18 protein-coding genes are annotated in these 19385 nt (G+C 57.1%); 17 read left to right on the top strand and 1 reads right to left on the bottom strand.

The window, feature by feature from the left end; genetic code table 11:
* Positions 1–5 precede the first annotated feature (5 nt).
* The 17 genes from mraZ to lpxC all read left to right on the top strand — a co-directional run bounded on the left by mraZ (position 6) and on the right by lpxC (position 18598).
* Entirely contained in the window at positions 6–464 is a 459-nt protein-coding gene (gene mraZ, locus B2A78_RS03340) for a division/cell wall cluster transcriptional repressor MraZ (RefSeq protein WP_077728492.1), read from the top strand.
* Positions 461–1402: a 16S rRNA (cytosine(1402)-N(4))-methyltransferase RsmH gene (gene rsmH, locus B2A78_RS03335; RefSeq protein ID WP_077728491.1), complete on the top strand. Its 942-nt coding sequence runs from the start codon at positions 461–463 to the stop codon at positions 1400–1402. The genes mraZ and rsmH overlap by 4 nt, the downstream gene beginning before the upstream one ends.
* A complete protein-coding gene (ftsL, locus tag B2A78_RS03330; protein WP_077728490.1) occupies positions 1399–1656 on the top strand; it encodes a cell division protein FtsL in 258 nt (85 codons plus the stop codon). Before rsmH ends, ftsL begins: the two co-directional genes overlap by 4 nt.
* A 15-nt stretch (positions 1657–1671) precedes the next feature.
* Entirely contained in the window at positions 1672–3405 is a 1734-nt protein-coding gene (locus tag B2A78_RS03325) for a penicillin-binding transpeptidase domain-containing protein (protein ID WP_077728489.1), read from the top strand.
* Complete coding sequence (locus B2A78_RS03320) at positions 3402–4916, top strand: UDP-N-acetylmuramoyl-L-alanyl-D-glutamate--2,6-diaminopimelate ligase (protein WP_077728488.1); 1515 nt, start codon at positions 3402–3404, stop codon at positions 4914–4916. Before B2A78_RS03325 ends, B2A78_RS03320 begins: the two co-directional genes overlap by 4 nt.
* Positions 4913–6286, top strand: a complete 1374-nt coding sequence (murF, locus tag B2A78_RS03315) for a UDP-N-acetylmuramoyl-tripeptide--D-alanyl-D-alanine ligase (RefSeq protein WP_077728487.1) — start codon at positions 4913–4915, stop codon at positions 6284–6286. Before B2A78_RS03320 ends, murF begins: the two co-directional genes overlap by 4 nt.
* Entirely contained in the window at positions 6277–7359 is a 1083-nt protein-coding gene (mraY, locus tag B2A78_RS03310; protein WP_077728486.1) for a phospho-N-acetylmuramoyl-pentapeptide-transferase, read from the top strand. The genes murF and mraY overlap by 10 nt, the downstream gene beginning before the upstream one ends.
* Before the next feature lie 3 nt (positions 7360–7362).
* Positions 7363–8748, top strand: coding sequence for a UDP-N-acetylmuramoyl-L-alanine--D-glutamate ligase (gene murD, locus B2A78_RS03305; RefSeq protein WP_077728485.1), 1386 nt, complete (start codon positions 7363–7365; stop codon positions 8746–8748).
* The gene (gene ftsW / locus B2A78_RS03300) at positions 8745–9944 is read left to right on the top strand and encodes a putative lipid II flippase FtsW (protein ID WP_077728484.1); all 1200 of its coding nucleotides are present in this window, start codon (positions 8745–8747) and stop codon (positions 9942–9944) included. Before murD ends, ftsW begins: the two co-directional genes overlap by 4 nt.
* Positions 9929–11005 carry an undecaprenyldiphospho-muramoylpentapeptide beta-N-acetylglucosaminyltransferase gene (gene murG / locus B2A78_RS03295; RefSeq protein ID WP_077728483.1) on the top strand — a complete coding sequence of 359 codons (1077 nt, stop codon included), beginning with the start codon at positions 9929–9931 and terminating at the stop codon, positions 11003–11005. Before ftsW ends, murG begins: the two co-directional genes overlap by 16 nt.
* The gene (gene murC / locus B2A78_RS03290) at positions 10980–12437 is read left to right on the top strand and encodes a UDP-N-acetylmuramate--L-alanine ligase (RefSeq protein WP_077728482.1); all 1458 of its coding nucleotides are present in this window, start codon (positions 10980–10982) and stop codon (positions 12435–12437) included. Before murG ends, murC begins: the two co-directional genes overlap by 26 nt.
* Positions 12438–12493: 56 nt before the next feature.
* Positions 12494–13366 carry a UDP-N-acetylmuramate dehydrogenase gene (gene murB / locus B2A78_RS03285; RefSeq protein ID WP_077728481.1) on the top strand — a complete coding sequence of 291 codons (873 nt, stop codon included), beginning with the start codon at positions 12494–12496 and terminating at the stop codon, positions 13364–13366.
* On the top strand, positions 13367–14323 hold the full coding sequence (locus tag B2A78_RS03280; protein WP_077728480.1) for a D-alanine--D-alanine ligase: 957 nt from the start codon (positions 13367–13369) through the stop codon (positions 14321–14323).
* The gene (locus B2A78_RS03275) at positions 14310–15092 is read left to right on the top strand and encodes a cell division protein FtsQ/DivIB (RefSeq protein ID WP_077728479.1); all 783 of its coding nucleotides are present in this window, start codon (positions 14310–14312) and stop codon (positions 15090–15092) included. The genes B2A78_RS03280 and B2A78_RS03275 overlap by 14 nt, the downstream gene beginning before the upstream one ends.
* 28 nt (positions 15093–15120) lie before the next feature.
* Positions 15121–16356 (top strand): cell division protein FtsA, encoded by a 1236-nt coding sequence (ftsA, locus tag B2A78_RS03270; RefSeq protein ID WP_077728478.1) that lies wholly within the window; start codon positions 15121–15123, stop codon positions 16354–16356.
* Between the two features lie 49 nt (positions 16357–16405).
* The gene (ftsZ, locus tag B2A78_RS03265) at positions 16406–17551 is read left to right on the top strand and encodes a cell division protein FtsZ (RefSeq protein ID WP_077728477.1); all 1146 of its coding nucleotides are present in this window, start codon (positions 16406–16408) and stop codon (positions 17549–17551) included.
* A gap of 132 nt (positions 17552–17683) precedes the next feature.
* Entirely contained in the window at positions 17684–18598 is a 915-nt protein-coding gene (lpxC, locus tag B2A78_RS03260) for a UDP-3-O-acyl-N-acetylglucosamine deacetylase (RefSeq protein WP_077728476.1), read from the top strand.
* Positions 18599–18779: 181 nt separating this feature from the next.
* On the opposite strand, the gene B2A78_RS03255 is transcribed toward lpxC, so the two are convergent.
* A complete protein-coding gene (locus B2A78_RS03255) occupies positions 18780–19247 on the bottom strand; it encodes a DciA family protein (RefSeq protein ID WP_077728475.1) in 468 nt (155 codons plus the stop codon).
* Between the last annotated feature and the right edge of the window lie 138 nt (positions 19248–19385).

Below are 19385 nucleotides of genomic sequence, written 5' to 3'. Positions count from 1 at the left end.
ATTTCTTGTTTCGAGGCGTTAACTCCATCAATCTCGACGAAAAAGGTCGTCTGGCCATGCCTACGCGTTATCGAGCGGAGTTGCATGAGAATTGTGACGGCCAATTGGTGGTTACGGTCGGTCTGGACAAATGCCTCATGCTCTACCCGCTTCCCGAGTTTGAAGAGATTGAGCGCAAGCTGGTGAAGCTTCCTTCTCTAAATAAACAGGCAAAGCGTTTGCAGCGCCTGTTGATCGGCCATGCCACCGAGTGTGAGATGGATGGCCAGGGACGGTTCCTGGTTCCCGAGCCTTTGAGGAAGTTCGCCGGATTGGAAAAGCGTGTGGCGCTGATCGGTCAAGGTAATAAATTCGAGATTTGGGACGAGGATTCCTGGAATGCCTCTCGTGACGAGTGGATCGAAGAGGAGCGCCTGGAGAGCCTGGAGGACTTGTCGCCCGAGTTGGGATCTTTGGCGCTGTGAGTCAGGAAGATCGGGCGCACCGGCCGGTCATGCTGCGTGAGGTGCTGGATGGTTTGGCACTGAAGGCTGACGGCTTGTATGTCGACTGCACGTTCGGGCGTGGCGGACATAGTGGAGCAATCCTCGAGAGCTTGGGGCCGGAAGGAAGACTGCTGGCTTTGGACAAAGATCCCGAAGCCGTAGCCTCCGAAGAGGCCCAGCGGCTTATGACGGATCCGCGGTTTGCCCTCGAATACGGCAGTTTTGCGAGTCTGCGCGAATTTGTACAGCTCCGCGGATGGTCAAGTCATGTCGCCGGAGTGTTGATGGATTTAGGCGTGTCTTCGCCTCAGTTGGATGAGGCGGGCCGGGGATTCAGTTTTATGCGCGACGGTACTTTGGATATGCGCATGGATACCGGCCGAGGCATGACGGCGGCCGAATGGCTCGCGGGTGCGTCCGAGAGCGAGCTGGTCAGCGTGCTTCGGGATTACGGCGAGGAGCGTTATGCCCGGCGCATCGCCGGGGCGATCATCGAGAGGCGCTCGAAAAGCCCGATCGTATCCACGGGTGAATTGGTCGAGCTCATCGAAAAGGCCGTTCCCACGCGAGAAAGAGGCAAACATCCGGCGACGCGGAGTTTCCAGGCGATCCGCATCTTCATAAACAGAGAGCTGGAGGAGCTTGAGCAGGGACTGCGGCAAGCCATGGATGTACTAAAGCCCGGCGGGCGGTTGGTGGTCATAGCTTTTCATTCATTGGAGGACCGGATCGTGAAGCGATTTATGCGTGATGAGGAGCGCGGAGGGGCGGTGCTCTCGCATTTTTCCTTGCACCCTACCGAGCCTGGAAGGCTGAAGCGCATCGGTAAAGCTCGCATGCCGGAGCCGGAGGAAGTTCGAAGCAATCCGCGTGCTCGAAGTGCGGTCCTGCGCGTGGCGGAGCGCATCCAATCATGAGATTTCTGCTGATGTTGCTTGTGGTGGCCGTGGCCTCTGCCTTGGGTGTTGTGTACACCAAGTATCGCTCGAGGATGTTGTTCGCCGAGGTTCAGCAGCTCGAGCAGGAGCTGGACGCCTATGACGAGGAATGGGGACAGTTGCAGCTCGAGCAAAATACGTGGGCCGAGCATAGCCGTATCGAGAGGCTGGCGCACGGCCGCTTGGGCATGATGTTGCCTGCTAGAGAATCAATCATTTATATCAAACCTTAGACGTCGCGCCGAAATATGTTGATTATCCAACCCAGGCCGGTAAATGAGGCAGACTACAGCGGTCGCTGGTATTTTCTGTTGATCGTTATGCTGGTCGCCATGACGGGTTTGATCGGACGCGCCGTTTACCTACAGGTGTTGGATCGACAATTCTTAAAACGTCAAGGCGATCTGCGTCACGTCGGGATATTACCGGTGCCGGCGCACCGGGGGCGGATTTTTGATCGTAACGGAGAGTTGCTGGCCATCAGCACGCCGGTCAAATCCATCTGGGTCAATCCGAAGGAGTTCCGCGAGGCACAGATTCCGGCGGACAAGCGCAAAGCCTTGGCGGATCTTCTAGGCCTATCGTCCGGCGCGCTCGAGAAACACGTCGGAAGCGACGAGCATCGCAGTTTCGCTTATCTGAAGCGAAGGATAAGCCCAGAATTGGCCGACCAGGTGATTGCGCTGGGCATCGCGGGTGTTTATTCGGAGCGCGAATATCGTCGGTACTATCCCACCGGAGAAGTGGCTGCTCACCTGGTCGGCTTTACCAATATCGATGACAAGGGCCAAGAGGCGATGGAATTGGCCTACGACGATTGGCTGAAGGGCGTGGAGGGCGCCAAGCGGATAATCCGTGACGGCAAGCGGCGCGTCATCGAAGACTTGGAAAGCATCAGGCCGCCGGTACCCGGCAAGGATCTTGCTCTGAGCATCGATCAGCGCCTGCAATATTTAGCGTATCGAGAACTCAAGAAAGCCGTACTTCAGCATCAAGCGCGCTCCGGCTCTTTGGCGTTGCTGGATACTCAGACGGGTGAAGTGTTGGCGATCGTCAATCAGCCTTCCTACAACCCCAACAGCCGTACTCAGGTCAAGGGCAGTGCGTCGCGCAACCGGGCGATCACCGATATTTACGAGCCGGGTTCGACGATGAAACCGTTTGTTGTGGCCCTGGGCCTGGAGCTCGGACTGTACCGCCCCGATACCGTGATCGATACGGCGCCGGGTACGATGCGCGTGGGACACAACATCGTCAAGGATATCCACAACTATGGCGTTCTCGATGTTGCGCATGTCCTTCAAAAGTCGAGCAACGTGGGCGTCACGAAGATCGCGCTCAACTTGCCTTCGAAAAAGTTCTGGGCGTTCTATAACAATCTAGGTTTCGGCCAACCTTTGGAGACCGGTTTTCCCGGTGAGGCCAATGGTCGCCTTGCGGACTATCAAGGCTGGAGTCCGTTCGAACAGGCGACCTTGTCCTTTGGTTATGGCGTATCCGCCTCGACGTTACAGCTCGCGAGAGCTTACCTGTCCTTGGCCAATGACGGGGTGATGCCCATGGTAAGTCTGGTCAAGCGAAACAACTCACCCGAATTGCATCGGATCATGTCGGCCCAGACCGCTGGCGGCGTGCGCGCAATGCTGGAGCAAGTCGTGACCCGTGAAGGGACCGCGCTGAAGGCTGCCATTCCAGGCTTTCGCGTGGCCGGCAAGACCGGGACGGTCAAGAAAAGCGGGGTGGGCGGCTACTCATCTTCGCGTTATTTGTCGGTTTTCGCGGGAATGGCGCCCGCAAGCAAGCCACGCCTAGTCATGGTGGTCATGATCGATGAGCCGTCAGCAGGCGAGTATTACGGCGGAGCGGTGGCCGCGCCTGTTTTCTCGCGTGTCATGGAGGGGGCTTTGCGATTGTTGAACATCGCCCCGGATCAGGGAGATATCATGCCAATCCTCGCCGCGCAGCAGGATGAGCCCGCATGACGACCGTCGAAACACAGATTCGGGCGCACAGGCTGGATGCCTTATTGTCCGGCTTTGTCGATGCTCCCGTTTCGCGTTCGGTTGAGGTCGGCGGACTCAGTCATGACAGTCGGCGCACTCGTCCAGGCGATCTTTTCGTGGCGCTGGCGGGACACCGTTCGCATGGCATGCACCATGCCGAACAGGCGATTCGGCAAGGTTGTTCGGCCATCATTTATGATCCCGCGGATGACGGCGATGTTTTGGCAAGGGGTATTGCCGGAATGCCCTGCATGCCGGTCGAGTCGCTCGACCAAAAAATCGGCTTTATCGCGGATCGTTTTTTCGGCGAGCCGTCCGCGTTCTTGGACATTGTCGGCATTACCGGCACCAACGGCAAAACCTCGTGTAGCCACTTCCTCGCCGATGCACTTTCGGCTAAAGCGCCGGCTGCCGTAATCGGAACTCTGGGCTGGGGGGTGCCCGGCTCACTCGAGATTACTCACCACACCACGCCGGACGCCATCGAAGTTCACGATCTTTTGGCTCGCCTGCACGGCCAAGACGTCAAGTTCATAGCCATGGAAGCCTCGTCCCACGGCCAGGTTCAGGGTCGACTCAACGGCGTCCGTTTCAAGGGGGCGCTATACACGAATTTCAGCCGTGATCATCTGGATTACCACGGTACGATGGATGCCTATCTGGAAGCAAAGTTACGTCTTCTGGCTTGGCCGGGGCTCGAATTCGCGGTTTTCAACGCCGATGATCCGATCGCCGACGCCATTTTGAGCCGGGCACCATCTCATCTAAAATTGGTCGCTTTTAGTTCGCGCGAGCGAAAAATCGAATCTGGAGCCGTGGTCTCCGTAAGCGTCGTACATCAAGATTCGCAAGGAATCGCTTTTCAGGCACGGTATCGTCAGCAGCTTGCCGATGTGTTCGCACCGGTCTACGGCGATTTCAACGTGGAAAATCTGGCTGCTTCCTTGGCCGTTTTGCTTGGTTTGGATTGCGAATTGCCCGAAGCAGCGGAACTGCTCAAGAATGTTCGCCCCGTGCCCGGACGCATGGAACGATTTTCCGAGCGAGGGCGGACCGCTGTCGTGGATTACGCCCATACCCCCGATGCCCTTGCCAGTGTTTTGAGGAGCTTGCGTCGGCATTGCGAAGGAAAGTTGTGGGTGGTTTTCGGGTGTGGCGGCGACCGCGACCGCGGCAAGCGGCCGCTGATGGGTGCCGTCGCAGAAGATCTGGCCGACGGCGTCGTATTGACCGATGACAATCCCCGCTCCGAGAATGGTGACCAGATCATCCGGGATATTCGGTCCGGTTGTCGTCTCGGTAATACCGTCACGATCCGCGATCGCCGTGAAGCCATCGCCTGGGCACTCGGACGGGCGGCTGTCGGCGACATCGTTCTGGTAGCTGGAAAAGGACACGAAGACACCCAAGAAATTCAAGGCCAGAAATATCCTTTCAGTGATCGCGAAGTGGTAATGGAAATCCTTTCCGCACTGGAGTTGCCGAGATGAAGATGCGTCTTTCCGAATTCAGCACGATTGTCGGCGGTGAGCGGCATGGCGACGATGTGGCATTCGAGAATCTAAGTATCGATACCCGCTCTTTGAAGCCCGGTGATCTCTATCTGGCTATTCGCGGAGCCCGGTTCGACGGCAACGAGTTCGTCGCCCAAGCGAAATCGGCGGGTGCCTGTGGAGCAGTGGTCGAGCGCTGGACCGATTGCGAATTGCCACAAGTGAGGGTCGAAGACGGACGAATAGCGCTCGGACAGTTTTCGGCGGCTTGCCGCGATCGTTGGACCGGTCGTTTAGTCGGCATCACCGGCAGCAACGGAAAAACGACCGTCAAAGAGATGATTGCGGCCATCCTGGGAGTTGCCGCACCGGTGCTCAAGACGCAGGGCAACCTCAATAATGATATCGGTGTTCCTTTGATGTTGTTGCGGCTGGCGGACGAATACCGTTTTGCAGCAATAGAAATGGGTGCGAATCATCCGGGCGAGATTGCTTACGTCGCCGGATTGGCGAAACCGGACGTCGCCGTAATTTCCAATGCCGGAGCGGCGCATCTGGAAGGTTTCGGCTCGCTCGAGGGCGTGGCGTCAGCAAAAGGAGAATTGATTGCTTCACTCGGGCCGGACGGTACCGCCGTGCTCAATGCGGACGATCGTTTTTTCGGACGCTGGCGCGAAATGGCCGGCTCCCGGGAGGTCATCAGTTTCGGCTTCGGCCCCGATGCTGTGGTACGCGCCGATGCGGATTCCATACGAACGGGCATAAGCGACGGTAAGTTCCGCTCGTCCTTCGATCTTCTATATCAAGGAGGCCGTTATCCTCTGGCTTTGTCCTTGGCTGGAAATCATAACGTGACGAATGCGCTAGCGGCGGCAGCGGTGGCTTACGCACTGGGTTTCGATATCGAACAGATACGGACAGGGCTTTCCCGCGTTGTTCCGGTGCCGGGGCGCGTCGAGCCGGCAAACGGCATTCGAGGATCCTTGTTGATTAACGATGCCTACAACGCCAATCCCAATTCCTTTCGGGCCGCTCTAAATGTGCTACGGCAGCTTTCGGGCGAGCACTGGGTTGCCTTGGGCGCATTCGGCGAACTGGGTGAGGCGAGCGCGGAGTTGCACGCCGAGATCGGCCGCCAAGCGAAAGCGATGGGCGTGGCTCGGTTATTTGCCGTGGGCCCGAATGCGGACCGGGCGGCGGAGTCTTTCGGCGAAGGTGCTCTGTATTGCCAAGAGCAGGACCAGTTGATTGAACAAATACGACAGCAGATTAACGAGAACGTTGTGTTATTGATTAAAGGTTCACGCAGTCAACATATGGAGCGGGTAGTAGAGGCATTGCGGGAGCGGAGCGATCTATGCTGCTGATACTGGCAGAGGCTCTCCAAAAGTACTTCGACGTTTTTCGCGTCTTTCAGTATCTGACGTTACGAGCCATTTTGGGCGTGTTAACCGCCCTGATCATTTCATTCATTGTCGGACCGGTGATGATCCGACACCTCAGTAAATATAAAGTCGGACAGAGTATCCGGAGCGACGGGCCGCAGAGCCATTTTTCCAAAGCCGGAACCCCGACCATGGGCGGGGCGCTCATTCTGGTGTCGATAGCGATCAGCACCCTGCTTTGGGCCGATCTCAGCAATCGCTATGTGTGGGTCATTTTGCTGGTCACGCTGGCATTCGGCCTGGTGGGTTTCGTCGACGATTACAAAAAGCTGGTACTGCGCAATAGCGACGGCTTGGCCGCACGACACAAGTACTTTTGGCAGTCCGTGGTCGGTATGGCGGCAGCGGTGTTTCTTTATGGCACTGCCACGGTCTCGACCGAGACTCAGTTCATTGTGCCGTTCTTCAAGCAGGTTGTGCTGAACTTGGGTTTCGCCTATCCAATTCTGGCCTATTTCGTGATCGTAGGTTCGAGTAATGCGGTGAACCTGACCGATGGCCTCGACGGTCTCGCCATCATGCCGACGGTGCTCGTGGGCGGTGCTCTCGGCATCTTTGCCTACGTCTCGGGCAACGTGAACTTTGCCGAATACCTAGGCATTCCGTTTATACCCAAGGCGGGCGAGTTGGTGGTATTTTGCGGCGCCTTGGTGGGGGCCGGGCTCGGATTTCTTTGGTTCAACGCTTATCCGGCTCAGGTCTTCATGGGCGATGTTGGTGCCCTGGCGCTGGGCGCCGCTCTCGGAACACTCGCTGTTTTGGTCCGGCAAGAGATCGTGCTGATGATCATGGGCGGCGTGTTCGTCATGGAGACCTTATCGGTGATGCTTCAGGTCATTTCATTCAAGCTCACCGGTCGCCGTATTTTTCGCATGGCACCTATTCATCATCATTTCGAGTTAAAGGGATGGCCGGAACCGCGCGTGATCGTACGCTTTTGGATCATCACCGTGATTCTGGTCTTGATTGGACTCGCGACCTTGAAGTTGAGGTGAAAGATGGCGGCAAACGCAGAGGTTTATCTTGATGCCGTAAATCCATTGGACAAACTCGGATTGGACCGCCGCTCCGCGCGTGTTCTGATTTTCGGGTTGGGCAAGACCGGTCTTTCGGTAGCGCGTTTTCTGGCAGGCCAAGGTATCGAATTTGCGGTGACCGATACTCGGGAATGGCCCCCGTGTCTGGCAGAATTGCGCGAGACTTGCCCCGACGCCGGAGTCTTTCTGGGCGGCCTTCACAGTGCGGCATTCTCGGCCGCTACCCATTTGATCGTTAGCCCGGGCGTGCCGTTGGACCAGCCGAAAATCAAGGAGGCTCAACGGCGGAAGATACCGGTATTCGGCGATCTCGATCTTTTCGCATGCATGGCGAAAGCGCCCATTCTGGCGATCACGGGAGCGAACGGCAAAAGTACCGTAACGACACTAGTCGGCCTGATGGCGGAAGCCGACGGCAGGAATGTGCGAGTGGGGGGGAATCTCGGTACACCGATGCTGGAGCTTCTGGACGACCGAGCGGAGCTTTACGTTCTAGAGCTGTCGAGCTTTCAGTTGGAGCGTTCCTCGCTTTTAAGGCCGGACGCAGCGACCGTTCTCAACATCAGCCCCGATCATATGGATCGCTATCCGGACATCCAGGCTTATGCCGATGCCAAGCGACGAATTTTTCGCGGGCAGGGCGTAATGGTGCTGAATCGCGACGATCCTATGGTTGCGGCGATGGTGGAACCGGATCGACGCTGTGTGTGGTTCGGCTTGCGGGAGTCGGGTGTCGATTACGGCATTTCGGTCGCCGACGGAGCGGAGTGGCTGACAAGTCACGGCGAGCCGCTGATCCGGACTGAGAAAATCGGTATTCAAGGACGCCATAATGTATCCAACGCCCTAGCTGCCGTCGCGCTGGGAGAAGCGATCGGCTTGTCGCAAGCGGCCATGATCAATGCGCTCGAACAGTTTGAGGGGCTGGCGCATCGGATGCAAACGGTGGCGGAAATCGACGGCGTCACGTGGATTAACGACTCCAAAGCCACCAACGTCGGTGCGTGCATGGCGGCCTTGGCCGGGTTGCATACAAAGGCAATACTGATTGCGGGGGGGGATGGTAAGGATGCAGAATTCTCCGTACTCAGACCCGTAGTCGCCGAAAAGGTGCGGGCGGCGGTGCTGATGGGCAAAGACGCCCCGTTGTTGGAAACGGCGTTGAGAGATGTCGTTCCCACGGTCCGCGTCGAAAATATGCGTCAGGCGGTCCGGGCTGCACGGTCCTTGGCGCAGCGTGGCGATTCGGTTCTGCTGGCTCCGGCATGTGCCAGCCTCGATCAATACAAGGACTATCAGGAAAGGGGACGGGTGTTCACGGAAGAAGTCATGGGGCTTTCGCCATGAGGGCGAAAGTGACAGTCCGCGGGCGCGGGTTGGTGCTGCATTGGGGGGACCGGCGCTTTTATTTGGACACTGTCTTATTGGTTGCGTCCTTAGGGCTTCTGCTCCTCGGTTTCGTAATGGTTGCCTCGGCCTCTCTGCACCTCGGGGAGAAACTCGCCGAGGACAGCTTTTATTTCCCCCGACACCAGCTAGTCCACATCGCTCTCGGTCTTTGCGCCGGTTGCGCCGTCGCCTCGGTCAAGTTAGAGTCATGGCAGAAATCGTCGTTGAGCTTGTTCCTGTTTGGGCTCGTTCTACTGGTCGTGGTTTTGATGCCCGGCGTCGGCAAGGTCGTGAACGGGAGTTCGCGCTGGATCAACTTATTCGGCATACGGGTTCAGGTTTCCGAGGTATTCAAGCTCATCGCCGTCATTTATACGGCAAGCTATATCCACCGTCATCTCCGCACGGTGCGCGACTCGGTTCAAGGAATGATCCGGCCTCTGGCGCTGCTATCCATAGGTGCATTACTGCTGCTCATGGAGCCCGACTTCGGTGCGACTGCGGTAGTCATGGCGACGGCACTGGGCATGTTGTTTCTGGGTGGTGCGAGATTATGGCAGTTCGGCGTACTGCTCGGCCTAATGACATTTGCCGGGGTTGGGCTGATTTACAGCGCTGAATACCGTTTGAAGCGCGTACTCAGTTTTACCAATCCCTGGGAACATCCGCTCGATACCGGTTTTCAGCTTACCCAGGCCCTGATCGCGTTCGGTCGCGGCGAGTGGACCGGGGTGGGTTTGGGTTCGAGCGTGCAAAAGCTGTTTTATTTGCCGGAGGCGCATACCGACTTTCTCTTTTCCATCATTGGCGAAGAGTTGGGATTGGTCGGTACCACCGCTGTTATCTCGCTGTTTATGCTGATTGTTTGGCGTGCGCTCGTAATAGGTCAGCTGGCCGACCGGGCTGAGAACCGCTTTGGTGCGTTCGTTGCTTACGGCATCGGTATTTGGTTTGGACTTCAATCGTTTATCAATATGGGAGTGAATATGGGCATGTTGCCCACGAAAGGACTGACCTTGCCGCTGATGAGTTACGGCGGCGGAAGCATGATGGTTATGTGTGCGGCATTAGGACTTTTATTTCGGGTTCGGAGCGAAGCCCTCGAGGCTTATGCCGCGGCGCCCAGGGTTAGGGCCAAATGGGCGCACGTCTGATGATCATGGCCGGCGGTACCGGCGGTCATGTGTATCCGGCCTTGGCGGTCGCGCGGGAGCTTTTGGCGCGGGGGCACGAGGTAGTCTGGATGGGGACTCGGTCCGGGTTGGAGGCGCGAGTCGTGCCGGCGGCCGGTATCCCCGTGGAATGGTTGTCGGTGTCAGGTTTGCGCGGCAAGGGCTGGTTAGCCAAGTTGAGTTTTCCGTTCATGCTGACGAAAGCTTGCTTGCAGGCATTGTTCATTTTGCGTCGCGTCAAGCCGAGCGTGGTTCTCGGGATGGGGGGATTCGTCTCGGGGCCGGGGGGGCTTATGGCGCGTCTGCTGGGTATCCCCTTGGTGCTTCATGAGCAAAACCGCATTCCAGGAACTACCAATCGCTGGCTCGCCCGGAGGGCGCAAGTGGTATTGGAAGCTTTTCCCGATAGTTTCGCACCCAAGTTGGGAGCGCTCTGTACCGGAAATCCGGTACGGCAAGAAATTGTTTTTCTTAAACGAGAAATCGGGGCCGGATGGGACGAGCCCCTTAAGATTTTGGTTCTCGGAGGTAGCCAAGGCGCCAGGGCTTTGAACGAGATCGTGCCGGAGGCCCTCGCGAGGGTTGAGATGCCGATTCGCGTTTTTCATCAGACCGGAGAGGCGATGCGGGCAAAAACAGCGGTCCGGTACGCACAATTGAGACTGTCGGCGCGGATCGAAGCATTTGTCGAGGACATGGCCGAGGCTTACGCCTGGGCAGATTTGGTGGTTTGCCGTTCGGGAGCGATGACGATCAGTGAGCTGACCGCGGCGGGGTTGCCGTCGATCTTGGTTCCGTATCCATACGCCATAGACGATCATCAGACTCACAATGCCCGGTACCTCGTCGATAATGGAGCGGCCGTGCTGATTCCTCAGGCCGAGCTGTCCGCGGAGCGTCTTGCCGAAGAAATCACCGCCCTGATGCAGGAACCGGCCCGACTGAAGGCCATGGCGGAGCGCGCATCGGCCCTGGCGAAGCCGGATGCGGCCCAGGTGGTAGCCGAAATCTGCCTGAATGAGGTCGACCGTGAAGCTGCCTGAGCAAATCGCGGGACAATACGGCATGAACCGCATCCGTCGGATTCACTTCGTCGGGATCGGCGGCACCGGCATGTGCGGCATTGCCGAGGTTCTTCTAAATCTCGGGTATCAGGTCTCGGGCTCGGATCTTAATGAAAATGCCAATACACGGCGCTTGGCTGAACTCGGCGCGAAAATATTCTTCGGTCATGCGCCCGTGCATATCGCGGAATCCGAGGTCGTGGTCGTATCCAGCGCCGTCAATCGATCCAACGTGGAAGTCGATGCTGCACGTTCCCAGAAAATTCCGGTCATTTCGCGGGCGGAGATGCTCGCCGAACTGATGCGGTTCCGCTACGGCATCGCCGTAGCCGGCACCCACGGCAAGACCACGACGACCAGCCTGACATCCAGCGTACTTGCCGAAGCCGGACTCGATCCTACATTCGTTATCGGAGGGCGCCTCAACAGCGTAGGCACCAACGCTCAGCTCGGCAAAGGCTCCTATCTTGTCGCCGAGGCGGACGAGAGCGATGCCTCTTTCTTATATTTGCAGCCCATGATTGCCGTGGTCACCAATATCGACCGGGACCACATGGAGACCTATAGCGGTGATTTCAGCAGACTGAAGAGGGCCTTCGTCGAATTCTTGCATCATGTGCCGTTCTACGGTCTGGCCGTGCTGTGTCTGGACGATCCGGGCGTCAGGGATATTCTGCCGGAAATCAGTAAGCCGATGAAAACCTACGGCTTCAGTCCGGAAGCCGACATCCGGGCCGTGAATATCCGTCAAGACGGATTGCGTTCGCATTTTTCGGTGCTTAGGTCGGGGTGCGATGAACCGCTCGACGTGAGCCTAAATCTCCCGGGGCGGCATAACATATTGAATTCATTATCAGTAATTGCCATCGCTGGAGAATTGGGTATTTCCGACGAGATCATACAGCGTGCTTTGCTGGGATTTCGGGGTATTGGACGGCGTTTTCAGATCAATGCCGAGGTACCTTTCGGCGGCTCCTTCGTCACTTTCGTCGACGACTACGGGCATCACCCGCGAGAGATTGCGGCGACCCTCGACTCGGCGCGCCAAGCCTGGCCGGACCGGCGGCTGGTATTGGTGTTTCAGCCGCATCGCTATACGCGGACGCGCGATCTGTTCGAGGATTTTGTGCAGGTTCTGTCCAAAACCGACGTTCTGGTGCTACTCGATGTCTATGCCGCCGGCGAAGCGCCGGTAATCGGCGCGGACGGGCGGGCATTATCGAGGGCGATCCGGGTGCGAGGCCAGATCGATCCGGTTTTCGTCGAAAAGGTAAGCGACCTGGCTGAAATCCTTCCGGGCATAGTCGAGCCGGGCGATGTCGTTTTGACGCTCGGGGCCGGAAGCATCGGGCAAGTTGCTGTCGAATTGCCGTTGTGCTTGACCGACATGCCGGTCGGAGCAATCCAGTGACTGCGGTCTGCGAAGATGGGATAAGCGCGGTCAGTTCGCTCGGTTTAAGGGGCGAGATGCGCTATAACGAGCCACTGGCGAACCACACCTCCTGGCGCGTCGGTGGACCGGCCGATCGCTTTTACTTGCCGGCCGACGCGGACGATTTGGTTCTGTTTTTGCGTTCGCTGCCTCCCAATGAACCGGTTTTCTGGCTGGGCCTGGGCAGTAATCTGCTGGTTCGGGACGGCGGAATCAGAGGTACGGTTATCTGTACCCGAAATCGTTTGAGAGTACTCCGGCGTTCAGGTTCCGGACGCATTTATGCCGAGGTGGGCGTGCCTTGCGCTCACGTGGCCAGATTTTGTTCGGAACAGGAACTGACCGGCGCCGAATTCCTGGCGGGAATTCCGGGCACCATGGGCGGCGCCCTTGCAATGAATGCCGGGGCATTCGGCGGCGAGACATGGCCCCTGGTGGCGCGGGTGGTGACGGTCGACCGTTCCGGTACGTTGCGGGACCGCAGCGGGGGCGACTTTCTCGTTGGCTACCGCAGCGTGAAGGGTCCAGAGAACGAATGGTTTTTGGCTTGTGAGCTCCGGCTTCAGTCTGGTGATGCGGTTGCCAGCCGCGAACGAATCCGGGCGTTGCTGGCTAAACGAAGCGCATCGCAGCCCATCAATCTGCCGAATTGCGGCTCGGTGTTCCGGAACCCGGTGGGCGATCATGCTGCGCGCCTTATCGAAGCCTGCGGGCTCAAGGGGTATCGCATGGGCGATGCATGCGTTTCCGAAAAACACGCCAATTTCATCATTAACACGGGTGCGGCCAGGGCGGCCGATATCGAGGCTCTGATAGGGTTCGTCCAGACGACCGTTGAGCAGACATTCGGGCAGCACTTGATTCCCGAAGTTCGGATCGTGGGCGAAAAATCGACGAGGAGAGATTGAATGAGCAAGCGAATCCTGAAATCGGCTGAATTTGGACGTGTTGCCGTGTTGATGGGCGGTGCCGCCGCGGAGCGCGAAATTTCTTTGAAGAGCGGTCAGGCGGTTTTGGCGGCCTTGTTGAAAAATAACATCGATGCGGTCGGCATAGATGTAACGAGAAATCCGATACAGCCGCTGCTCGAACAACATTTTGACCGCGTGTTCAACGTGATCCATGGAAGGGGTGGCGAAGACGGCGTTCTTCAAGGGGCTCTGGAAGCCTTGGGACTGCCCTACACCGGAAGCGGTGTCCTGCCGTCGGCCTTGAGCATGGACAAGCTCAGGACCAAGCTGTGCTGGCTCGGAGCGGGATTGCCGACGCCGCGCTGGATGAAACTTCAAGGGCCGGAGGACGTAGACCGGTGCGCCGATCTGCTGGGATTCCCGGTCATCGTGAAACCCGCTCAAGAGGGTTCCAGCATCGGAATGGGGCGGGCCGAAAATAAAATCGAATTAATGGAAGCATGGGAACGCGCTTCACACTATAATTGCGCGGTTTTTGCGGAGGCTTGGATTGTCGGTCGGGAATATACAGCCGGCGTGCTCGACGGCGAGCCGTTGCCGTTGATTCGCTTGGAAACGCCCCATTCTTTTTACGATTTCGATGCCAAATATCGCGCCGAGACCACTCGTTATCACTGTCCGGCCGGACTTCCCCGTGAAGAGGAGGCCGCTCTCCAGAAATTGGCTCTACAAGCTTGCGATACGCTCGGCGTGACCGGCTGGGCTCGGGTGGATCTTTTGGTCGATCAAGATAACCAGCCGTGGTTGATCGAGGTCAACACGGTTCCCGGCATGACCGACCACAGCTTGGTTCCGATGGCGGCGAAAGTGGCGGGCTTATCGTTCGAGGACTTGACGTGGCGAATATTGGAAACGAGCTTCCCGCGTCGCGGAGAGGGCGATGCCGAGGCCTAAAGCGGTGCCCGTCAGGGCATTGTTCTTTTTTGGGGTCGTGGCTCTCTGCGGTCTGGCTGCCATGAGTGTCGATCTCGGGCAGATCAAGGGTTTCATGCCCATACGTTATGTGCGCGTGGAGGGGGAGATTCGGAATCTCGATGCGGCAGAGTTCACGAGGACTTTGCTGCCGTTGACCCAGGTCGGATATTTTCTAGTGGATACGCATGGCATTGAAGAAGCCGCCAAATCATTTCCTTGGTTAGACAGCGTTCAGGTTGCTCGGCTCTGGCCCGATACCTTGCTGCTGAAAGTCGTTGAGCAAAAACCGGTTGCCCGCACCAGCGACGGTGGGCTGATCAACGATCGCGGGGGGCGGTTTTCGCCCGGAAACGTCCAGTCCTATGTGAAGTTGCCGATCCTCGACGGCCCACCGGGACAGGAAAAGCAGCTTTTGAGCATGCTTTATCTATTGAACGGGAAGTTAAAGCAGAAAGGTATGCGAATCGATTCCTTGAAGCTCACGGGGCGGCGGGCGTGGAGCGCTCGTCTGGCCAGTGGCGTGGAAATCGAGTTCGGAAAACAAGATCCGGCTCTTGCGCTGGAACGTTTGCTGACGTTATTGCCGCGCTTGGGCGAAGCGCGAATTGCGGCGCTCCAGAAAGTGGACTTGCGCTATCCGAACGGGTTTGCAGTGATTTTCAGACCGCAATCCCAAGCGGATCTTGTTTCTCTGGCCCAACCCGATTGCATCGCGCGCGGCCGAATTCGGAGCAGGATATATACCTGACGTGAATTAAAAACAAAGATTCATTGCAATGGCTAGAAAATCAGATCGGAATCTCATCGTTGGCTTGGATATCGGTACCTCCAAGGTGGCTTGCATCGTCGGTGAGATAAACGAGGACGGTGAAATCGAGGTGGTCGGTATCGGTACCCATCCGTCCCGCGGCCTGAAAAAGGGTGTGGTGGTCAACCTGGAGACCACGGTTCAATCGATCCAGCGTGCCGTCGAGGAAGCCGAATTGATGGCGGGATGCCGGATTCAGTCGGTCTATGCGGGCATCGCGGGCAGCCATATCAGCAGCATGAATTCGCACGGCATCGTCGCCATCAAGGAGAAGGAAGTAACCCAGAGCGACGTGGATCGCGTAATCGATTCGGCGCGCGCGGTTGCCATCCCGGCGGATCAGAAAATCCTTCACATCCTGCCGCAGGAGTTCGTGATCGATAGGCAGGAAGGTATCAAGGAACCGGTCGGCATGTCGGGAATCCGTCTCGAAGCACGGGTGCATATCGTAACCGGCGCGGTCAGTGCGGCGCAGAACATCATCAAATGTATTCGTCGCTGCGGCCTGGACGTCGAGGACATCATCCTGGAACAGCTTGCGTCTTGCACGGCGGTGCTGACCGAAGATGAGAAGGATCTCGGCGTATGCTTAGTAGACATCGGTGGAGGAACCACCGATGTGGCCGTATTCACCGACGGAGCCATTCGCCATACGGCCGTCATTCCTATTGCCGGAGATCAGGTAACCAACGACATCGCGGTGGCGCTTAGGACGCCGACCCAGTTCGCCGAAGAAATCAAGATCAAACACGCTTGTGCGTTAACCCAATTGGCCAAGCTGGAGGACACCATCGAGGTGCCCAGTATCGGCGACAGGCCGGCGCGCCAGATTTCCCGCTTGAATTTGGCTGAAATCGTCGAGCCTCGCTACGAGGAGCTGCTGTTGCTGGTGCAGCAAGAGCTGCGTCGGAGCGGTTTCGAGGACTTGATCGCGGCGGGAATTGTGCTGAGTGGCGGCAGCGCCAAGGTCGAGGGATTGGTGGAGTTGGCGGAAGAAATTTTCCACATGCCGGTACGCCTGGGTTTGCCGCAGTATGTCACCGGTCTGACCGATGTGGTTCGAAATCCGATTTACGCGACGGGCGTCGGACTGCTTCTATTCGGCAAGCAGCACCAGACGCTGGCGGGGAGGTATATGCCCTTGGGAACGGGCTTTAAAGGGTTGTGGGCAAGGATGAAGAGTTGGTTCACGGGTAATTTTTAGGATCGAAAATTCCCCGGAGTGGAAATGCAGTTAAGACGGGGTGGAAACAATGCAATTCGAACTAGTGGATTCTTATAGCCAAAACGCGGTTATCAAGGTAATTGGCGTCGGGGGCGGTGGTGGAAATGCTCTCAACCACATGGTCAACAGCCATGTCGAGGGCGTTGAATTCATATGCGCCAATACCGATGCGCAAGCTTTGAAGAACATTCGGGCCAAGTCGGTCATTCAGCTGGGAAATGCACTGACCAAGGGGCTTGGAGCGGGAGCGAATCCGGAAATCGGCCGACAGGCCGCCTTGGATGATCGCGATCGCATCATGGAAGTTCTGGAAGGTGCGGACATGGTGTTTATTACCGCCGGCATGGGCGGCGGAACCGGGACTGGAGCGGCTCCGGTGATTGCCGAGATTGCCAAGGAAGCGGGTATTCTTACGGTTGCCGTGGTCACCAAACCGTTTCCGTTCGAAGGCAAGAAACGGCGTAGCGTGGCGGAAAGAGGCATCGAGGAGCTCGGTCAATTCGTCGATTCGCTGATTACGATTCCGAACGAGAAGCTGTTGCCGGTATTGGGCAAAGACGTCAGCTTGATCAATGCCTTCGCTGCCGCGAACGATGTCCTGCTCGGCGCGGTGCAGGGCATCGCCGATCTCATTACCCGGCCGGGGCTCATCAACGTGGACTTCGCCGATGTGCGTACGGTAATGTCCGAGATGGGCATGGCGATGATGGGTACCGGTGTGGGTACCGGCGAGCACCGTGCCCGCCAGGCAGCCGAAAAAGCCATCGCCAGTCCCTTGCTCGAAGACATCAATCTTCAGGGCGCGCGTGGCGTTCTGGTCAACGTTACGGCCTGCCAAACTCTCTCGATCGGCGAGTTCAGCGAGGTGGGCGACGCCATAAGAGACTTCGCTTCGGATGACGCGGTCGTCGTGATTGGTACGGCCATCGATCCGGAGCTGGACGATGAAGTGCGCGTTACGGTGGTGGCGACGGGACTAAACAACCAGCGGCAGGCGAACGAAGCGACGATCAAGTTGGTGCATAAGCACACGGGTGAGATCGATTATGATCAATTGCAGCGTCCGACTGTAATTCGCAAGCAGCCCAAGCATGATGTTCGGGCGGAAGCGAAGAAGGATATGGATCTCGATTACTTAGATATTCCGGCGTTCTTGCGCCGTCAGGCCGATTGAGAAAGTAGCGAGGACGCTTCGGTCCGCCCCCACTGGTCTGAGCCCTGCGTAGTTCGTATGCTTGGGCGGTTTAAACTGTGCAGGGCTATATGAGGGATTTTTGGGGATAGTCAGACAAGATAGGTGAGTCGAATGATCAGGCAAAGAACACTAAAGAACGTTATTAGAGGTACCGGAGTCGGGTTGCACACCGGAGAGAAGGTCTATCTGACCCTCCGTCCGGCTGCTCCTAACGCGGGTATTGTATTCCGGCGCGTGGACTTGCCTGAACCCGTCATCATCGAGGCAAGGCCGGAAAATGTCGGCGAAACCACCCTATCGACAACCCTCGTCAAGGGGGACGTGAAGATTTCCACCGTCGAGCATCTCCTATCGGCGTTCGCCGGGCTCGGAATCGACAATGCCTATGTCGATGTGAGCGCGCCGGAGGTACCCATTATGGACGGCAGCGCCGGCCCATTCGTGTTTCTCATTCAGTCGGCGGGCGTGGAGGAGCAAAACGCACCGAAGCGTTTTATTCGGATAAAGCGCAAACTTAGGGTTGAAGACGGTGATAAGTGGGCTAGTTTTGAGCCTTATGACGGCTTTAAAGTTACCTTTACGATCGATTTCGAACATCCGGCTTTTCGCAAGGATGTGCAAACGGCCAGCATCGATTTTTCATCGACATCTTTTGTTAAGGAAGTGAGTCGAGCGAGGACCTTTGGCTTTATGCGCGATATCGAAGCCTTGCGCAAACGCAGGCTGGCCCTGGGAGGCAGCATGGATAATGCGATAGTGGTGGATAACTACCGCGTCTTGAACGAAGATGGGTTGCGTTACGCCGACGAGTTCGTAAAACACAAGATTCTGGATGCGATCGGGGACCTTTATCTCCTCGGACACAGTCTGATCGGTTCGTTTACCGGCCATAAATCCGGCCATGGTTTGAACAATCGACTGCTGATGGAGCTGCTCAAGCAAAGGGATGCCTGGGAATCGGTGACTTACATGGAAGACGACGTTCTGCCGATTTATTTCATGAGGGCGGCGCAGGCCGCTGGCTGATTCCTTTTCTCTCTGGACTGGTCAGGTCCAGGCGAACGATCGGTGTTAAATCCTTATCGAAATGCGGCAGGGAAGCCGATTCTTATCCAGCCGCCGGGTTGGACTTCTCTCGCGTGCCCGTAATTTGGGCATCAGTCCAGGGGCAAACGATCTCTGTCGGCTGAATTTTCGACGCTGTTTTTTATTGATTTTCTTTTCCGGGGTCGGCGTTCCTCAGTGCCTGCACTGTTGCGCTCAGCCGCAGCAGCGCTTCCTTAAGTTCCCCGGAAGATGTCGACAATGCGCTATTTTTCAGTACCTCGGCGGCGAAGCCGGATGGCAAGGCGAGAACTGGTTTGTCGAGAGGTCTTGCTGCGGCAGGCAGTGCGTTACGAATCAGTAAATCGTTGAACCGGTATCCGGTCGATTGCTGAACCTTGGATAAGAGGTGCAAGGCATAAAAGCGTATTTGTGAGGCCCAAGCCGGCGAGTCCACGTAAAGAATCAGGCGGTCCGGCTTGACCACGCAGTCTACACAATGGTCCGCAAGAAAGCCTGGCAGTGCTCTTTTTGCCACATCGAGTACGCGGCGGTGTTTTTCTACCTGGATCAGGAGCCCTTGGATCGCGGCGCCTTGAAATAGACCGGCAACGGATTCTGGTTGGCGCATCTTCGAAATCAGCCCTCCATGGTAGTCGCGGTTAGCCGAATCGAACCCAGCAAACCTGTTCGAATTTGCCTCAATTTCTCGCCAACGTCTGATATGGCCCTCGACTCATTATAAATACCATGGTTTTGCGGTATCATC

Source organism: Methylocaldum sp. 14B (assembly GCF_002005105.1).
Lineage (GTDB): Bacteria > Pseudomonadota > Gammaproteobacteria > Methylococcales > Methylococcaceae > Methylocaldum.
Note: the sequence above shows the minus strand (reverse complement) of the source record. Positions and strands in the feature narration are given on the sequence as shown.

Bases quoted from the DNA above. Each gene is read 5' to 3' on its own strand.
- ftsL (WP_077728490.1), top strand. From the start codon at position 1,399: ATGAGATTTCTGCTGATGTTGCTTGTGGTGGCCGTGGCCTCTGCCTTG.
- B2A78_RS03325 (WP_077728489.1), top strand. From the start codon at position 1,672: ATGTTGATTATCCAACCCAGGCCGGTAAATGAGGCAGACTACAGCGGT.
- B2A78_RS03320 (WP_077728488.1), top strand. From the start codon at position 3,402: ATGACGACCGTCGAAACACAGATTCGGGCGCACAGGCTGGATGCCTTA.
- murF (WP_077728487.1), top strand. From the start codon at position 4,913: ATGAAGATGCGTCTTTCCGAATTCAGCACGATTGTCGGCGGTGAGCGG.
- mraY (WP_077728486.1), top strand. From the start codon at position 6,277: ATGCTGCTGATACTGGCAGAGGCTCTCCAAAAGTACTTCGACGTTTTT.
- murD (WP_077728485.1), top strand. From the start codon at position 7,363: ATGGCGGCAAACGCAGAGGTTTATCTTGATGCCGTAAATCCATTGGAC.
- ftsW (WP_077728484.1), top strand. From the start codon at position 8,745: ATGAGGGCGAAAGTGACAGTCCGCGGGCGCGGGTTGGTGCTGCATTGG.
- murG (WP_077728483.1), top strand. From the start codon at position 9,929: ATGGGCGCACGTCTGATGATCATGGCCGGCGGTACCGGCGGTCATGTG.
- murC (WP_077728482.1), top strand. From the start codon at position 10,980: ATGAGGTCGACCGTGAAGCTGCCTGAGCAAATCGCGGGACAATACGGC.
- murB (WP_077728481.1), top strand. From the start codon at position 12,494: ATGCGCTATAACGAGCCACTGGCGAACCACACCTCCTGGCGCGTCGGT.
- B2A78_RS03280 (WP_077728480.1), top strand. From the start codon at position 13,367: ATGAGCAAGCGAATCCTGAAATCGGCTGAATTTGGACGTGTTGCCGTG.
- B2A78_RS03275 (WP_077728479.1), top strand. From the start codon at position 14,310: ATGCCGAGGCCTAAAGCGGTGCCCGTCAGGGCATTGTTCTTTTTTGGG.
- ftsA (WP_077728478.1), top strand. From the start codon at position 15,121: ATGGCTAGAAAATCAGATCGGAATCTCATCGTTGGCTTGGATATCGGT.
- ftsZ (WP_077728477.1), top strand. From the start codon at position 16,406: ATGCAATTCGAACTAGTGGATTCTTATAGCCAAAACGCGGTTATCAAG.
- lpxC (WP_077728476.1), top strand. From the start codon at position 17,684: ATGATCAGGCAAAGAACACTAAAGAACGTTATTAGAGGTACCGGAGTC.
- B2A78_RS03255 (WP_077728475.1), bottom strand. From the start codon at position 19,247: ATGCGCCAACCAGAATCCGTTGCCGGTCTATTTCAAGGCGCCGCGATC.